At 64.5% G+C, this 12,564-nt stretch carries 13 protein-coding genes; 6 read left to right on the top strand and 7 right to left on the bottom strand.

The genetic code is table 11. The features are described from left to right. Positions 1-27 precede the first annotated feature (27 nt). Positions 28-1,020, bottom strand: a complete 993-nt coding sequence (locus RTQ46_RS10355; RefSeq protein ID WP_312436363.1) for a MurR/RpiR family transcriptional regulator — start codon at positions 1,018-1,020, stop codon at positions 28-30. Between the two features lie 210 nt (positions 1,021-1,230). Between RTQ46_RS10355 and RTQ46_RS10350 the strand changes: the two genes are divergently transcribed. The 3 genes from RTQ46_RS10350 to RTQ46_RS10340 are packed head-to-tail and all read left to right on the top strand — an operon-like array spanning position 1,231 to position 4,201. Then, positions 1,231-2,367, top strand: coding sequence for a M14 family metallopeptidase (locus tag RTQ46_RS10350; RefSeq protein WP_312436362.1), 1,137 nt, complete (start codon positions 1,231-1,233; stop codon positions 2,365-2,367). A 13-nt stretch (positions 2,368-2,380) separates the two neighbouring features. After that, complete coding sequence (locus RTQ46_RS10345; RefSeq protein WP_312436360.1) at positions 2,381-3,772, top strand: YfcC family protein; 1,392 nt, start codon at positions 2,381-2,383, stop codon at positions 3,770-3,772. A 45-nt stretch (positions 3,773-3,817) separates the two neighbouring features. Beyond that, positions 3,818-4,201 (top strand): hypothetical protein, encoded by a 384-nt coding sequence (locus RTQ46_RS10340; protein WP_312436359.1) that lies wholly within the window; start codon positions 3,818-3,820, stop codon positions 4,199-4,201. Between the two features lie 118 nt (positions 4,202-4,319). On the opposite strand, the gene RTQ46_RS10335 is transcribed toward RTQ46_RS10340, so the two are convergent. The 4 genes from RTQ46_RS10335 to RTQ46_RS10320 all read right to left on the bottom strand — a co-directional run bounded on the left by RTQ46_RS10335 (position 4,320) and on the right by RTQ46_RS10320 (position 7,882). After that, a complete protein-coding gene (locus RTQ46_RS10335) occupies positions 4,320-6,392 on the bottom strand; it encodes a M13 family metallopeptidase (protein WP_312436357.1) in 2,073 nt (690 codons plus the stop codon). Between the two features lie 318 nt (positions 6,393-6,710). Beyond that, a complete protein-coding gene (locus RTQ46_RS10330; RefSeq protein WP_312436356.1) occupies positions 6,711-6,908 on the bottom strand; it encodes a hypothetical protein in 198 nt (65 codons plus the stop codon). Between the two features lie 183 nt (positions 6,909-7,091). Continuing rightward, positions 7,092-7,517 (bottom strand): GNAT family N-acetyltransferase, encoded by a 426-nt coding sequence (locus RTQ46_RS10325; RefSeq protein WP_312436355.1) that lies wholly within the window; start codon positions 7,515-7,517, stop codon positions 7,092-7,094. Between the two features lie 167 nt (positions 7,518-7,684). Beyond that, positions 7,685-7,882: a hypothetical protein gene (locus RTQ46_RS10320; RefSeq protein ID WP_312436353.1), complete on the bottom strand. Its 198-nt coding sequence runs from the start codon at positions 7,880-7,882 to the stop codon at positions 7,685-7,687. Positions 7,883-8,091: 209 nt separating this feature from the next. Between RTQ46_RS10320 and RTQ46_RS10315 the strand changes: the two genes are divergently transcribed. The 3 genes from RTQ46_RS10315 to RTQ46_RS10305 are packed head-to-tail and all read left to right on the top strand — an operon-like array spanning position 8,092 to position 11,314. Beyond that, a complete protein-coding gene (locus RTQ46_RS10315) occupies positions 8,092-9,351 on the top strand; it encodes an alpha/beta hydrolase (RefSeq protein WP_312436352.1) in 1,260 nt (419 codons plus the stop codon). Next, the gene (locus RTQ46_RS10310) at positions 9,348-9,767 is read left to right on the top strand and encodes a BlaI/MecI/CopY family transcriptional regulator (protein WP_312436350.1); all 420 of its coding nucleotides are present in this window, start codon (positions 9,348-9,350) and stop codon (positions 9,765-9,767) included. The genes RTQ46_RS10315 and RTQ46_RS10310 overlap by 4 nt, the downstream gene beginning before the upstream one ends. After that, a complete protein-coding gene (locus RTQ46_RS10305) occupies positions 9,767-11,314 on the top strand; it encodes a M56 family metallopeptidase (RefSeq protein ID WP_312436348.1) in 1,548 nt (515 codons plus the stop codon). Before RTQ46_RS10310 ends, RTQ46_RS10305 begins: the two co-directional genes overlap by 1 nt. A 2-nt stretch (positions 11,315-11,316) precedes the next feature. Here RTQ46_RS10305 and RTQ46_RS10300 read toward each other — a convergent pair whose 3' ends face one another. Both RTQ46_RS10300 and RTQ46_RS10295 read right to left on the bottom strand, forming a co-directional pair. Continuing rightward, complete coding sequence (locus RTQ46_RS10300) at positions 11,317-12,378, bottom strand: DUF5694 domain-containing protein (protein WP_312436346.1); 1,062 nt, start codon at positions 12,376-12,378, stop codon at positions 11,317-11,319. A gap of 6 nt (positions 12,379-12,384) precedes the next feature. After that, on the bottom strand, positions 12,385-12,564 hold a 180-nt coding region (locus RTQ46_RS10295), incomplete at its 5' end, for a hypothetical protein (RefSeq protein ID WP_312436345.1).

Raw genomic sequence — 12,564 nt, 5'->3', positions numbered from 1 at the left:
GCTCCCAATGGTGGTAACCCTGATTTTTTATATGGACTGCTTTTTTTTTGCACTGCTGTTGCCCTGCTTTACTGCGGATTTCCTGGGGCCCTGCACGCCATGTTCGCCGCCATACAGATAGGCGGCAATGACATCGCTCAGGCGCGCGGCCTTTTCGACATTGCCCTTGTTCGACACCATCAGCGCCACCGCCAGCGCCTCGATCATGGCCAGCGCCGTGCTGGCGCTGCTGGGCAAGACGGGATGGGTGCTTTGCGCATACAGCGCCTGGTCGGCCAGTTCGGCCAGCGGCGAGGCCGGCGAATCGGTCAGCGCCACGATATGGGCGCCACGGTCGCGCGCGAAGCTGGCCAGGCCGATGCAGTCGAGCGTATAGCGCGGGAACGAGATCACCACCAGCACATCGTGCGCCGTCAGGTTGACCAGGTGGCCGGCCGCCACTTCCGAGCCGCCGATGCCCACCACTTCCACCACATGCGGGCAGAATGGCTGCAGATGCTGCACCAGCATGCCGGCCAGGTTGGCCGACAGGCCAAAACCCATCACATACACGACCTTGGCGCGCGTCAGGCGCTGTACCACCGCCTGCATCTGCGCCAGCGACAGGCCATCGGCCGTGGCGGCGATATTGGCGGCGGCATATTCCAGGCTTTGCGTGACGGGCGAGGTGGCGCGCGCGCGATGTGCGATGGTGTGGCGCAGCTTGTCGACCGGCTGCAACAGCGACTGCAGCGTTTCGGCCATGGCGCCGCGCATGGCCGAATAATTCTTCTGGCCGATATCGCGCGCAAAGCGGCTGATGGTGGCGGTCGATACCTGGCAGCTGTCGGCCAGCTCCTCGATGCCCAGCGCCGTGACGCGCAGCTGGTTGCGCAGCAAATAGTCGGCGATCTGCCGGTGCGACGCCGAGCCGCTGGCCAGCACGCGCATCAGCGTCTGCCCCAGCACAGACTGCGCAAACGCCGCATCCGGCGCATGCACGCCGGGGACGCTGGAGGCAGGACTGGCGGTTGACTTCATGGTGCTGGCGGCCTGTGATTTTGCATGTAGTGACATGCAGCGCCTGTCGAACCAGGTTCGAAAAACGGCTGCTGGAATCCACTGTACTCATATCAAAAACAAAACTCAATGAATTTTTGTAAAAGGATTTTCATTTATTTACTTAGTGAAAATAATGCTACATAATCGACCAAAATCCACCCATTCTGCCCCGTTTTGGAGCGCATCATCATGCAAGTTCGCCAGCATCCCATCTCCACGCCGCACGCCAGCGTTGCCTATCAACTCAGCAGTTTTCACTTCGGTATCGACGCTGCCAGCAGCCGCAGTGGAAAAAAAGTGTATATCCAGGCCGCCCTGCATGCGGACGAAGTGCCGGGCATGCTGGTGTCGCAATTCCTGCGGCGCGAACTGCTGGCGCTGGAAGCTGCCGGCAAGATCCATGGCGAAATCATCTTGGTGCCGGCCGCCAATCCGATCGGCCTGGCGCAGGCCATCCACGGCGCGCCGTTCGGCCGTTTCGACCTGTCGACCGGCATCAACTTCAACCGCGCCTACCGCCATGTGGCCGATGAGCTGAAAACCACGCTCGACGGCCAGCTGGGGCCGGACACGGCGGCCAACGTGGCGCTGATCCGCCAGCAGGCGCGCGCCTCTGTCGCCTCGTGGGAGCCGCGCACCGATGCCGAAACCCTGAAAAAAACCCTGCTCGGCATGGCGATCGACGCCGACATCGTGCTCGACCTGCATTGCGACAATGAGGCCGCGCTGCACCTGTACACCGGCACGCCGCTGGCCGCGCAGCTGGCGCCATTGACGGCCCTGCTGGGTGCACGCGCAGTCTTGCTGGAGCTGGCGGCCGGCGAAGAGCCGTTCGACGAAGCGTGCAGCCGCCTGTGGTGGGACCTGGACGCGCACTTCCAGGGCCGCTATCCGATACCGGCCGCCTGCCTGTCGGTGACGGTGGAATTGCGCGGCGAAGTGCAGGTCGACTATGGGCTGGCCGAACGCGACGCGAATGCCCTGCTGCGTTTTCTCGCCATCGAAGGGGTATTGGACATTCCCGGCGCGGCCGACGACCTGCCTGCGCCGCAATGCGTGCCGACGCCGCTGGCCGGCGTGGAACCGATCCTGGCACCCCATGCTGGCGTGCTGGTGTACCTGCGCGAAATGGGCGACACGCTGGCGGCCGGCGACGCCGTCGCCGACCTGATCGACCCGGTCAGCGGCGACACCACCACCCTGCGCTGCACGGTGGCCGGCGTGTTCTTTGCGCGCAGCGCGCACCGCCACGTCCTGCGCGGCATGAACGTCGGCAAGGTAGCCGGCAGCGTGGCCTACCGCGGCGGCAGCCTGCTGAGCCAATAAGAAGAAAACCTCCATGAAAAAATCGTTCAAGCTGCCCAATACTTTTGTCCTGTTGTGCGGCATCCTGGCCATGATCGCGCTGGCCACCTGGCTGGTCCCGGGCGGCAAATTCGACACGCAGCTGGTCAACGGCAAGCAGCTGATCATCCCCGGCACGTTTCACTATGTCGCCAACAAGCCGCAGGGCCTGGCCGCGCTGATGATGTCGCCCATCAAGGGCTTTGTCGACGCCAGCCTGATCATCGGCTTTGTATTGATCGTCGGCGGCGCCTTTTCGGTGCTGCAGAAAACCGAGGCGTTCGACTCGCTGATCAAGGCCATCGCCAAGGCCCACACCAGTTCGCGCTTCGTGCGCGCCGCCATCATTCCCGTCTTCTTCACCATGTTTTCGCTCGGCGGCGCCACCTTCGGCATGAACGAGGAAGCGATCCCGTTCATTTTGATCTTCGTGCCGCTGGCGCTTGCGCTGGGCTACGACACGATCACCGGCGTGTCGATTCCGTTCCTCGGCTCGCAGGTGGGCTTTTCCGCCGCCTTCCTGAACCCCTTCAATGTCGGCATCGCACAGGGCATTGCCGGCGTGCCGATCTTTTCCGGCATCGGCTACCGCCTGATCGTCTGGACCATCGCCACCGCGGTCAGCATCGTGTTCCTGATGTGGTATGCGGCGCGCATCAAGCGCCATCCCGAAAAAAGCCCCACCTACCAGCTCGATATCGAAAAGCGCAGCGAGCACACGATGGACCTGGACAGCTTTGCCGGCATGACGGGCACGCACCGCGCGGTGCTGTGGATCTTCCTGGGCACGCTGTTGACGATGGTGGTGGGCGTGGTCAAGTACGACTGGTTCATCGATGAAATCGCCGCCCTGTTTCTGGTCATGGCCATCGTGGTGGGCCTGGTGGGGCGGCTCGATGCCGACAGCCTGGTCGCCGCCTTCGTGCAGGGCGCGCGCGACATGGTCGGCGTGGCGCTGGTGATTGCGCTCGCCCGCGCCACCATGATCCTCGCGCGCGACGCGCAGATCATCGACACCATGCTGCATGCGCTCACGCCGCTGGTGGCCTCGTCCAGCCCCGTGTTCGCCGCCCAGAAGATGTTCTTCATGCAGTCGGTGATCAACTTCTTCATCCACTCCGGCAGCGGCCAGGCAGCGCTGACCATGCCGATCATGGCGCCGCTGGCGGATCTCGTGGGCGTGACGCGCCAGACGGCCATCCTGGCATTCCAGTTCGGCGAATTCACCACGCCGATGATCCCCACCTCCGGCATCACCGTCGGCGTGCTGGCGCTGGCACGCGTGCCGTGGATTACCTGGGCCAGGTGGATGATCCCGCTGCAGCTGATCTACCTGGTGCTGGCACTGCTGTTGCTGATACCGCCTTGCTTGATGCAGTGGCAATGAGGGCCCATTTGAAGGAAGCTTGCAGCGACTGCAGGAGACATGACCATGGCTCATATCAAGCCCATTAATCCTGATCTGCTGACCGACAGCGATGTCGACTACGCCAACTTCAGCTGCTGCGGCGATGAAGACCTGATCTTCCTGCGCTGCCCCGCCTGCGGCCATCTTTCGGTGCAGTGCTACGAGTGCGAGACGTGGTATGTCGATCTGGCGGATACCGGCAGGATGGAGAGCGCTTATTTATCTGATGATGAGCGGCTGGCGTGTCCGCACTGCAGCGTGCCGTTCGAGGATGCCTGCCATCTGATGGAAGGCATAGTGGACAGGTACCTGCCGACTGCCGCGCAGGTGATCGCCGCCGGACATGGCCGGCATCTGGCGCGCCATCTGCGGGAGCAGCACGGCGTGCTTCTCCCGCCATCAACTTAGCGTCCCTTTCACCCCAAAAGCAAGGACTGGGGTCGGACCCTCAGGGTCCGACCCTGGCACTTTCGCCTTTCGGGTTGAGCCAGCTTAACTTGACGGCCTTAAAGCCATCTTTACACCCTTACCACATGATCACGCGCTGCTCCGGCGGCAGATACATGCCGTCGCCCGGCTTGATGTCGAACGCCTCATAGAAACCTGGCTGGTTCATCACGGTGCCCTTGGCGCGGAATTCGCCGGGCGAATGCGGGTCGCTCTTGATCTGCGCGATGGCCGCTTCCGGACGCAGCTTGGCGCGCCATTTCTGCGCGAAGCCGATGTACAAACGCTGCTCGCCGGTCAGGCCGTCGATCACCGGCGACGGCTTGCCGCCCAGCGAGCGCTGGTAGGCGTTGTAGGTCAGCGACAGGCCGGAGTTGTCGCCGATGTTCTCGCCCAGCGTCAGCTCGCCGTTGATGTAGTAGCCGGGTACCGGGCTGTAGGCGCCGTACTGCTTGACCAGGCCGGCGGCGCGCGCCTTGAAGGCGGTGCGGTCTTCGGCGGTCCACCAGTTGCGCAGGCGGCCGTGGGCGTCATACTGGCTGCCGGAGTCGTCGAACGCATGGCTGATCTCATGGCCGAAAGTGATGCCGAGCAGGCCGTAGTTGACCGCGTCCTCGGCCTTCACGTTGAAGAACGGCGGCTGCAGGATGGCGGCCGGAATCGTGATGGAATTCAAGGCCGGGCTGTAGCTGGCGTTGACGGTTTGCGGCGTCATCGACCATTCGTCGCGGTCGACCGGCTTGCCCAGCTTGTCCAGATTGTTCTGGCGACCCCACGCGCGCGCCGCGCGCACGTTGGCGATCAGGTCGTTCGGCCGGGTCTTCATGCTGCTGTAGTCGCGCCATGTTTCAGGGTAGGCGATCTTGGGTTTGAGGCCGGCCAGCTTGAGCTGGGCTTCTTTTTTGGTCTCCGGGCTCATCCAATCGAGCTTGTCGATACCTTCCTTGAACGAGGCCACGAAGTTATTGAACATGGCCATCACGCGCGGCTTGGTTTCCGGCGGCAGGTACGTTTCCACATAGCGCTTGCCGACGGCGTCGCTGATGGCGTTGTCGGTAAAGCGCAGCGCCAGCTGCCACTGCGGTTCGCTTTGCGGCACGCCGCGCAGCACGGTGCCTTCGAAGGCAAAGCGCTCCTTGACGCTGGCGCTGTCGAGGAAAGAGCCATAGCTTTCGACGATGCGCCAGTTCAGGTAGCTCTTCCAGGATTCCAGCGGCATCGCGGCCACGGCCTCGGAAAAACCGGTCAGGAAACCCGGCTGGCGCACCACCGCCGACGCGGCTTTCGGCGCAAAACCGGCAGCGGCAAAATACGCCTGCCAGTCAAACGCCGGCGCCAGCTCGCCGAACTTGTCGAAGGCGACGCGGTTGTACGACTTGACCGGATCGCGCATCTGCACGCGCGTCCATTGCGCCGCGGCCAGGCGCGTTTCGATGTCGAGCACCTGGGCCGCGTGCGCGGCGGCTGCCTTGTCGCCGCTCATGGCCAGCATGGTCTCGATATGCTTCAGGTATTTGGCGCGCACGGCCACCAGTTTGGCGTCGTCGTCCTTCAGGTAATAGTCGCGGTCCGGCAGGCCCAGGCCCGACTGGCTGACGTTGACGGTGTAGTTTTCCGGATCCTGCGCATCGGGCGCAACGCCGGCCGAGAACGCGGTCTGGATGCCGCTGCGCTGCAAATAGGCGAACAGCGCCGGCAGGTCCTTCTTGTCCTTGATGGCGGCCACGCGCCCCAGTTCAACGTGCAGCGGCTTGAAGCCGGCGGCATCGCGTGCCTTCTGGTTCATGAAGCTGGTGTACAGGTCGGCGATCTTGTGGGTCTCGCTGCCGGCCTTGCCGGGATTTTTCAGCGTCGCCTCGATCAGCGCCCGCAGCTGGCCCTGCGCGATTTCGCGCAATTCGATATACGTGCCCCAGACCGATTTGTCGGCCGGGATCTCGGTGCTGCGGGTCCAGATGCCGTTGACGTAGCCGTAGAAATCGTCCTGGGGACGAACAGCCGTATCGAGGGTGGCCATGTCGATGCCCGAAACGAGCGTCGATGCGGCTACCGGTGCGGCAGCGGCGGCATTCGGCACTTGCTGGGCATGCAGCGAGGGGGCGGACAGGGCAAACAGGGCGCAGCAGGCGGCGCTGATAAGCGAACGATGCACGAAGATTCCTTTGATGTGAGTGAGACTTCATGTTGAAGTACATGCTGTGTACAGGCATGTGGCGCAAGATTATATACCCGTTAAAAAGTGCCGCATTGCAACAATTGGGAATGGGGATCGCCACCGAAAGTGTGACTATCTGCGCTTGCGTCGGCAAACGGAAGAGGATGAGCGGAGGGAAGACTGGCCTGCTGGTATCACCAGGGCTGGAAAGAACCGGGGGCGCCGCCCGTTCTGGTTGTCGGTGATGGGGTTCTGCTGCTTGCTGCTGTTACTGCCGTTACTGCCGTTACTGTCACTTGCATCGTGCCACCACGCTTACAGCGCGGCTTTTTCTGCGGCGCTCAGGCGCCTGGCGCTGACGTAGACGACGTGGGTGGTCACCGCATCGGAACTGGCTACCATGGTTGCCGGTGCGGCGCGGAACTTCGGTACGGCGGCGGTAGCCAGGCTGGTGGCAGCGGCGATGGCGACGATGGCGACGAAGATGGCTTCCATGTTTTTGGCGATGTTCATGATCTGTCCTTTGGGTGGTGGGTTGTGTGCTGCGATGATTGAACTTTAGGCTCGTCACCGCGCCATCGCCACCGGATTGCGACCAAATGCGAAAATCGCGGAACAGAATACCCAACGCCGCGATGGAACGGTTGTCAGTGGCAGGCGCGGGTGCAGCTGCCATGACAGCAGTCATCGCGCACCTCAGCGCAGGTAAATATCCGCCACATATTTTTCCCTCAGCGACGCCGGCCGCAGCGGTGCCGTAAAGCCATACTGCGCATACAGTCCGTGCGCCGTGCTGGTGGCCAGCATGAAGCGGCGCAGGCCCTGCAGGTCGGGATGCGCCATCACGGCATCCATCAGCTGCCTGCCGTAGCCCCTGCCGCGATAGTCATCGAGTACATACACATCGACCAGGTAGGCAAACGTGGCGCAGTCGGTCACCACGCGGGCGAACGCCACCTGGCGTGCGTCCACAAAGCCGCCAAAGCACAGCGAATGGTCGATCGCGCGCTGTACGGTGGCCAGCGGAATGCCGATGGCCCAGGTCGATTGGGTACTGAGGAAATGGTGGATGGCCGGAACGTCGAGTTCCGTCTTGTCGGTGCTGATCGTCAAAGGTGGCATGGCACTGGCGCGGCTGTCGTGGAAAACACGATCATCGGCCTTTTTGACGCTGTTGTCACCAGGGCTGGAGAGAACCGGGGGCGCCGCCCGTTCCGGATGCCGGTGATGAGCTATTGCGGTGTGCTGCTGCTGTCACTGCTGTTGCCGCCTGCATTGCATGGCCGCGCTTACAGTGCGGCTTTTTCTTCTGCGCTCAGGCGCTTGGCGCTGACGTAGACAACGTGGGTGGTGAGCGCATCGGCACTGGCCGCGATGACCGCTGGCGCGCTGCGCGACGCTGGTACCGAAGCGGTAGCCAGGCTGGTGGCAGCGGCGATGGCGATGATGGCAACGACGATGGCTTCCATGTTTTTGGCGATGTTCATGATGTGTCCTTTCGGGTGGTGGTTGTGTGTTGCGATGATTGAACTGTAGACGCATCACCGCGCCATCACCACCGGATTGCGACAAAACGCGCAAAAGGCGGGACAGGATACAAACTGACACGATGGAATGTCATGGCCAACTATTTCTTGCGGGGGTGCTACAAATGTGGCATGCTACATTTGTAGCAATCACAACCGACAAGGAAATTATGTTCTCGTTCGCATGGAAGTGGAAACTGGCCAGCCTGCTGTCTGCAGCGGCTTTGACAACGTCGGCTGCGGCTGCCGATTTCGACGGCATGGTCAGCGTTGGCCAGCACCAGCTGCAGGTGGCGCAGGCCGGCGATGGGCCATACACCGTGGTGTTCGAGGCAGGCTTTGCCAGCGACCAGTCGGTGTGGCGCAAGGTGGCGCCGCAGATCGCGAAACAGGCGGCAGTGCTGGTTTATTCGCGCGCCGGCTACGGCCAATCGCCGGCCCGCGCGCAGCCGCTCAGCATGGAGCAGAGCGCGGCCGAACTGGCCGAAGTACTCAGCCAGCGCAAGGTGGCAGGTCCGCTGATCCTGGTCGGCCACTCCTACGGCGGCTTTTTGATCCGCCATTTTGCGGCTACCCATCCGCAACGGGTAGCCGGTCTGGTCTTCGTCGATCCGGCCGACGAAGGCCTGGAGACGGTGCTCAAGCGTGTCGATGCGACCCGCGTGCAGCAGGACCAACGCATGCTTGCCGCCAGCATTCCACCCAAATGGCAGGGCGAACTGCAGACGATCCAGAAAATCCTGGATGCGGGCCGGCTGCCGGCCACGCCCGAGCTGCCCGACGTGCCGGCGGTACTGATCACCTCGGTGCAGTCGCGCGCCGGTTCGGACTTTTTCCAGGAGACCCCGGAGGCCATCAAGATCAAGCGCGAGCGCCATGCCGCCTTCATGACGCAGTTCTCCAGCGGCGCGCATGTTTACACGCCCAACAGCGGCCATGGCATCCAGATGCAGGAACCGGAACTGGTGATCGCCGCCATCGGCCAGGTCATGGCGTCGGCCACGCAGAATGCGGCGCGCGTGGCCAGGGCGCAGGCAAGGCAGACACTGATGGGCGAGCTGGAACTGGGCGCCGCCCTGCTGGGCAAGCAGCAGCAGGACGCTGCCGCCAGCCGTGTCGCGGCAGCGTTGAAAGCCAGCCAGTTGAATGAAGCCGAGATCAATACGCTGGGGTTTGATTTGCTGGGCAAGGCCAAACAGCCTGCATTGGCGGCGCTGGTGCTGGCGTACAATAGCCAGGCCTGGGCGCAGTCCCACAACGCGGCGGACAGCCATGGCGAAGCCTTGCTGGCGCTGGGCCGTCCGGCAGAAGCGCAGCGCCAGTTCGAACGGGCGATTGCGCTCGGACAGGCTGGCGGCGCGCGCGAGCAGGCCATGGCCGGCTACCGCCAGCATCTTTTATCAGCACAGCAAGCATTGACACAACCATGACAAAAAAATCGCCTCCGATTGATACCGCAGCCGCCATGCCCGGCCTGGAAGACCTGGCGCCGCGCGAGCGGCAGGTCGCCGAGTGCGTGTACCAAATGCAGGAAGCCACCGCGGCGCAGATCCAGGCAGCGCTGGGACCGGACCTGAGCAACTCGGCCGTGCGCGCCATGCTGGGGCGGCTGGAAGCGAAGGGCCTGCTCCAGCATCGCGTCGATGGCCAGCGCTATCTGTACAGCGCCGTGGCGCCGCAGGCGCAGGTGCGCGAATCGGCATTGAAAAAACTGGTCGGCACCTTCTTCAACAACTCCAAGGCCAGCGCCGCCACGGCCTTGCTCGGCATGTCCGGCAAACTCAGTTCGCAGGAACTCGATGACCTCGAAGCGATGATTGCAAAGGCGCGCAAGGAAGGGCGCTGATGGCGGGAACCGATCTGGCGCAGCTTCTGCTCAAGCATGGCGTGACGGTGCTGCTGTTGCTGTGCGTGCTGCGGCTGCTGGTCGGAGCATCGGCGGCGCGGCGCGTGTTTGCCACGCGCTGCGGCCTGGTGGCGCTGCTGCTGATGCCCCTGTTCTGGCTGTCGCTGCCCCCGATCTCGCTGCGCGCGCCATTGGCCGTCTCTGCCCTGTTCGACCCGCCGCTGGCGATACCCGCCGGCGTGACGACGGCCGACGTGCCCCTGCTTGACGACGCCGTGGCCCTGCCCTCGCGCGCCACCCAGCTGGGGCGCGCGCTGCTGGCCGTGTATGCGACCGGTGTGCTGTGCCATCTGCTGCGCCTGGCGCTGAACCTGCTGCAACTGCGCCGGGAAGCCGTCGCCGCGCGGGCCGTGGCGGCTCCGGCATGGACGACTGCGCTGCACAATCTGCAGCGCACGTGCGGGCCGCGCCGGCAGGTCGCCCTGCTGGCGTCCGATACGGCCTCCTCTCCGTACAGCTGGGGCTGGCGGCATCCCGTCATCGTGCTGGACCGGCACAGCATCGAGACTGCCGATGCACGCGCCGTGCTGGCCCACGAGCTGGCCCATGTCCGCGCACGCGACTGGCCGATGCTGATGCTGGCGCGCGTGCTGCTCGCCCTGTACTGGTGGCACCCGCTGATGTACGGCCTGCTGCGCACGCTGGAACACGACACGGAATGCGCCGCCGATGACGCCGTGCTGGCGGCGGGCAGCACGCCATCGCACTATGCACACACCTTGCTGACGGTGTCGCGCCAGGCCTTCGGCGGCGGTGCTGCGGGAACCGCAGGGCTGGCTGAAAACCATATCGCCAGCCACGGCGCCATGCTGCGCGCGCGTATCGCAGCGCTGCTGGCAGCGCATCGGCCGCGCGGGCGCGTGACAGCCTTGCAATGGTGGGGCGGCGCGCTGGCGACGCTGATGCTGCTGTGCGCACTGGGCAGCCTGACGCTGCGCGGCGAACCGGTGCTGTGGCCGGACAGCCTGCTGCCGGCCGCCAGCACGGCGAGCGACGACCCGATGGCGATGCTGGCAGCGCTGGACAACCCGAACTTCACCCAGCTGGCCCATGCCATGCGCGCACAGGATTTCACGCTGCGCCATGCGGTGCAGGTGGAGTCGTTCCGCCAGCGCGCCGCGATCCCGCCGCTGATGCTGGCGCTGCGCGATTCCCGGCCCGTGGTGCGCCAGCTTGCCGCCTGGGCCCTGAGCGAAATGCGTTTTGCTGAAACGGCGCCGGCCGTCGCCGCGCTGCTGGCCGATCCCGATGCGGCGGTGCGCGCCGAAGCGGTGGGCGCCCTGGGCGACATGGAAGAGAGGCGCTGGCTGGCGCCGATGATCGCCATGCTGAATGAGCCGCACGCCGTGGTGCGCACCCGCGCCGCGCATGCGCTCGGCGATCTGCAGGCTGCCACCGCCATCCCCATGCTGCAACGGCACCTCGATGATACGGATCCGGAAGTGGCCAGCGAAGTACGCTGGGCGCTGGCGGAAATGCGCCAGTAGCGTTACTTCAGGACCTGCGCCACGTCGACCACATCCACGCCCTGCAACTGGCCCAGCCAGCCATCGAACCACGGCTTGTGCGACACGCCGACGATCGACAGCACGCGCGCGCCCGGCTGTTCGCGGAACGTTTCGCGGATATTGGCCACCATGCGCAGGTTGCGGATTTCCCAGCCCGCTACCCACATCTGCGGATAGCCTTGCGGCGATCTGGCGCGCATGGCCGCGCTGACATTGGCCTCGGCGTACATCTGCAGGCTGGCGGGGCTGTTGAGCTGGCGATACAGCGGCAGCAAGTCCGGTGCATGGCGCAGCGCGTCCTGCCGTTTTTCGCTGTCCTCCAATGCCGCGCCGCCGGCAGCCCACGCCGCCTCGATCGCCTGCACGAAGGGCTTGATATCGGCGATATCCATGCGGTCGCCCGTATGGTTGTCGATGGCGTGCACGCGCGGCAAGCCCAGGCGCGCGGACAGGCGTGCCGCCAGCTGGTAATTCTCGTTGTTGCGCGTTGCCAGTTGCGCGAGTTTTTCCACCAGCGCGCTATCCAGGCAGTCGCCGGCGCGGCGCTCGGCTTCAGGCAGCTGCAGCCATTGCACATAGGCCGAGGCCACGTCGTTCGCCGCCAGGAACAGTGCCGCCAGGCGGCGCCGCTGCGCTGGCGTGGCCTGTGCAGGCCATGCCTTGAGGATCTTGTCCACTTCGGCCAGCGCGGCCGGCACATCGAGCCCGGTGGCGGCCTGCGCCAGTGCGGTCGATGCGCAATAGTCGGCGCCGTATTTTGCCGGGTGCCGCGCCGCCAGATCGCACTCTTCGCCGGACTCCATTTCGATCGTGATGATGCCGGGCCTGAATGCCGCCAGCCGGTCAAGCACGCCGTCGAGCGCCGCCGGATTGAAACCGGCCGGCATGGCGTTCAGGTGCATGGTGCCCAGCACCAGTACCTGCGCCCGGGGGCCGGCCATGTCGCGATCGAGCGTTGTCAGGTCGACCTGTGCCTGCGCGGTGAAGGGCAGTGCGGACCACGCCGCGAGCAGGCCGATGATGGTTCTGGTCCAGTTCTTCATGCGCTGTTACAGCACGGCTTTTTCTTCGGCGCTCAGGCGCCTGGCGCTGACATGGACCACATGTGTCGCAGAGGCGGCAGCAGCGGCATTGGCGCTGGCCGCCACCGGCGTTGGGGTGCTGGCGACTTCCGGCGCCTTCGCCCTGTTCAGGCTCGCGGCGGCGACGACGGCCACGATGGCGACAAT

Origin of the sequence: Janthinobacterium sp., assembly GCF_031995485.1 — a bacterium.
Lineage (GTDB): Bacteria > Pseudomonadota > Gammaproteobacteria > Burkholderiales > Burkholderiaceae_D > Janthinobacterium.
This window is presented reverse-complemented; position numbering and strand designations above follow the sequence as displayed.

What these genes read in the sequence shown, in the direction of transcription:
- RTQ46_RS10355 (WP_312436363.1), bottom strand. Translation starts at nt 1,020, where the DNA reads ATGAAGTCAACCGCCAGTCCTGCCTCCAGCGTCCCCGGCGTGCATGCG.
- RTQ46_RS10350 (WP_312436362.1), top strand. Translation starts at nt 1,231, where the DNA reads ATGCAAGTTCGCCAGCATCCCATCTCCACGCCGCACGCCAGCGTTGCC.
- RTQ46_RS10345 (WP_312436360.1), top strand. Translation starts at nt 2,381, where the DNA reads ATGAAAAAATCGTTCAAGCTGCCCAATACTTTTGTCCTGTTGTGCGGC.
- RTQ46_RS10340 (WP_312436359.1), top strand. Translation starts at nt 3,818, where the DNA reads ATGGCTCATATCAAGCCCATTAATCCTGATCTGCTGACCGACAGCGAT.
- RTQ46_RS10330 (WP_312436356.1), bottom strand. Translation starts at nt 6,908, where the DNA reads ATGAACATCGCCAAAAACATGGAAGCCATCTTCGTCGCCATCGTCGCC.
- RTQ46_RS10325 (WP_312436355.1), bottom strand. Translation starts at nt 7,517, where the DNA reads ATGCCACCTTTGACGATCAGCACCGACAAGACGGAACTCGACGTTCCG.
- RTQ46_RS10320 (WP_312436353.1), bottom strand. Translation starts at nt 7,882, where the DNA reads ATGAACATCGCCAAAAACATGGAAGCCATCGTCGTTGCCATCATCGCC.
- RTQ46_RS10315 (WP_312436352.1), top strand. Translation starts at nt 8,092, where the DNA reads ATGTTCTCGTTCGCATGGAAGTGGAAACTGGCCAGCCTGCTGTCTGCA.
- RTQ46_RS10310 (WP_312436350.1), top strand. Translation starts at nt 9,348, where the DNA reads ATGACAAAAAAATCGCCTCCGATTGATACCGCAGCCGCCATGCCCGGC.
- RTQ46_RS10305 (WP_312436348.1), top strand. Translation starts at nt 9,767, where the DNA reads ATGGCGGGAACCGATCTGGCGCAGCTTCTGCTCAAGCATGGCGTGACG.
- RTQ46_RS10300 (WP_312436346.1), bottom strand. Translation starts at nt 12,378, where the DNA reads ATGAAGAACTGGACCAGAACCATCATCGGCCTGCTCGCGGCGTGGTCC.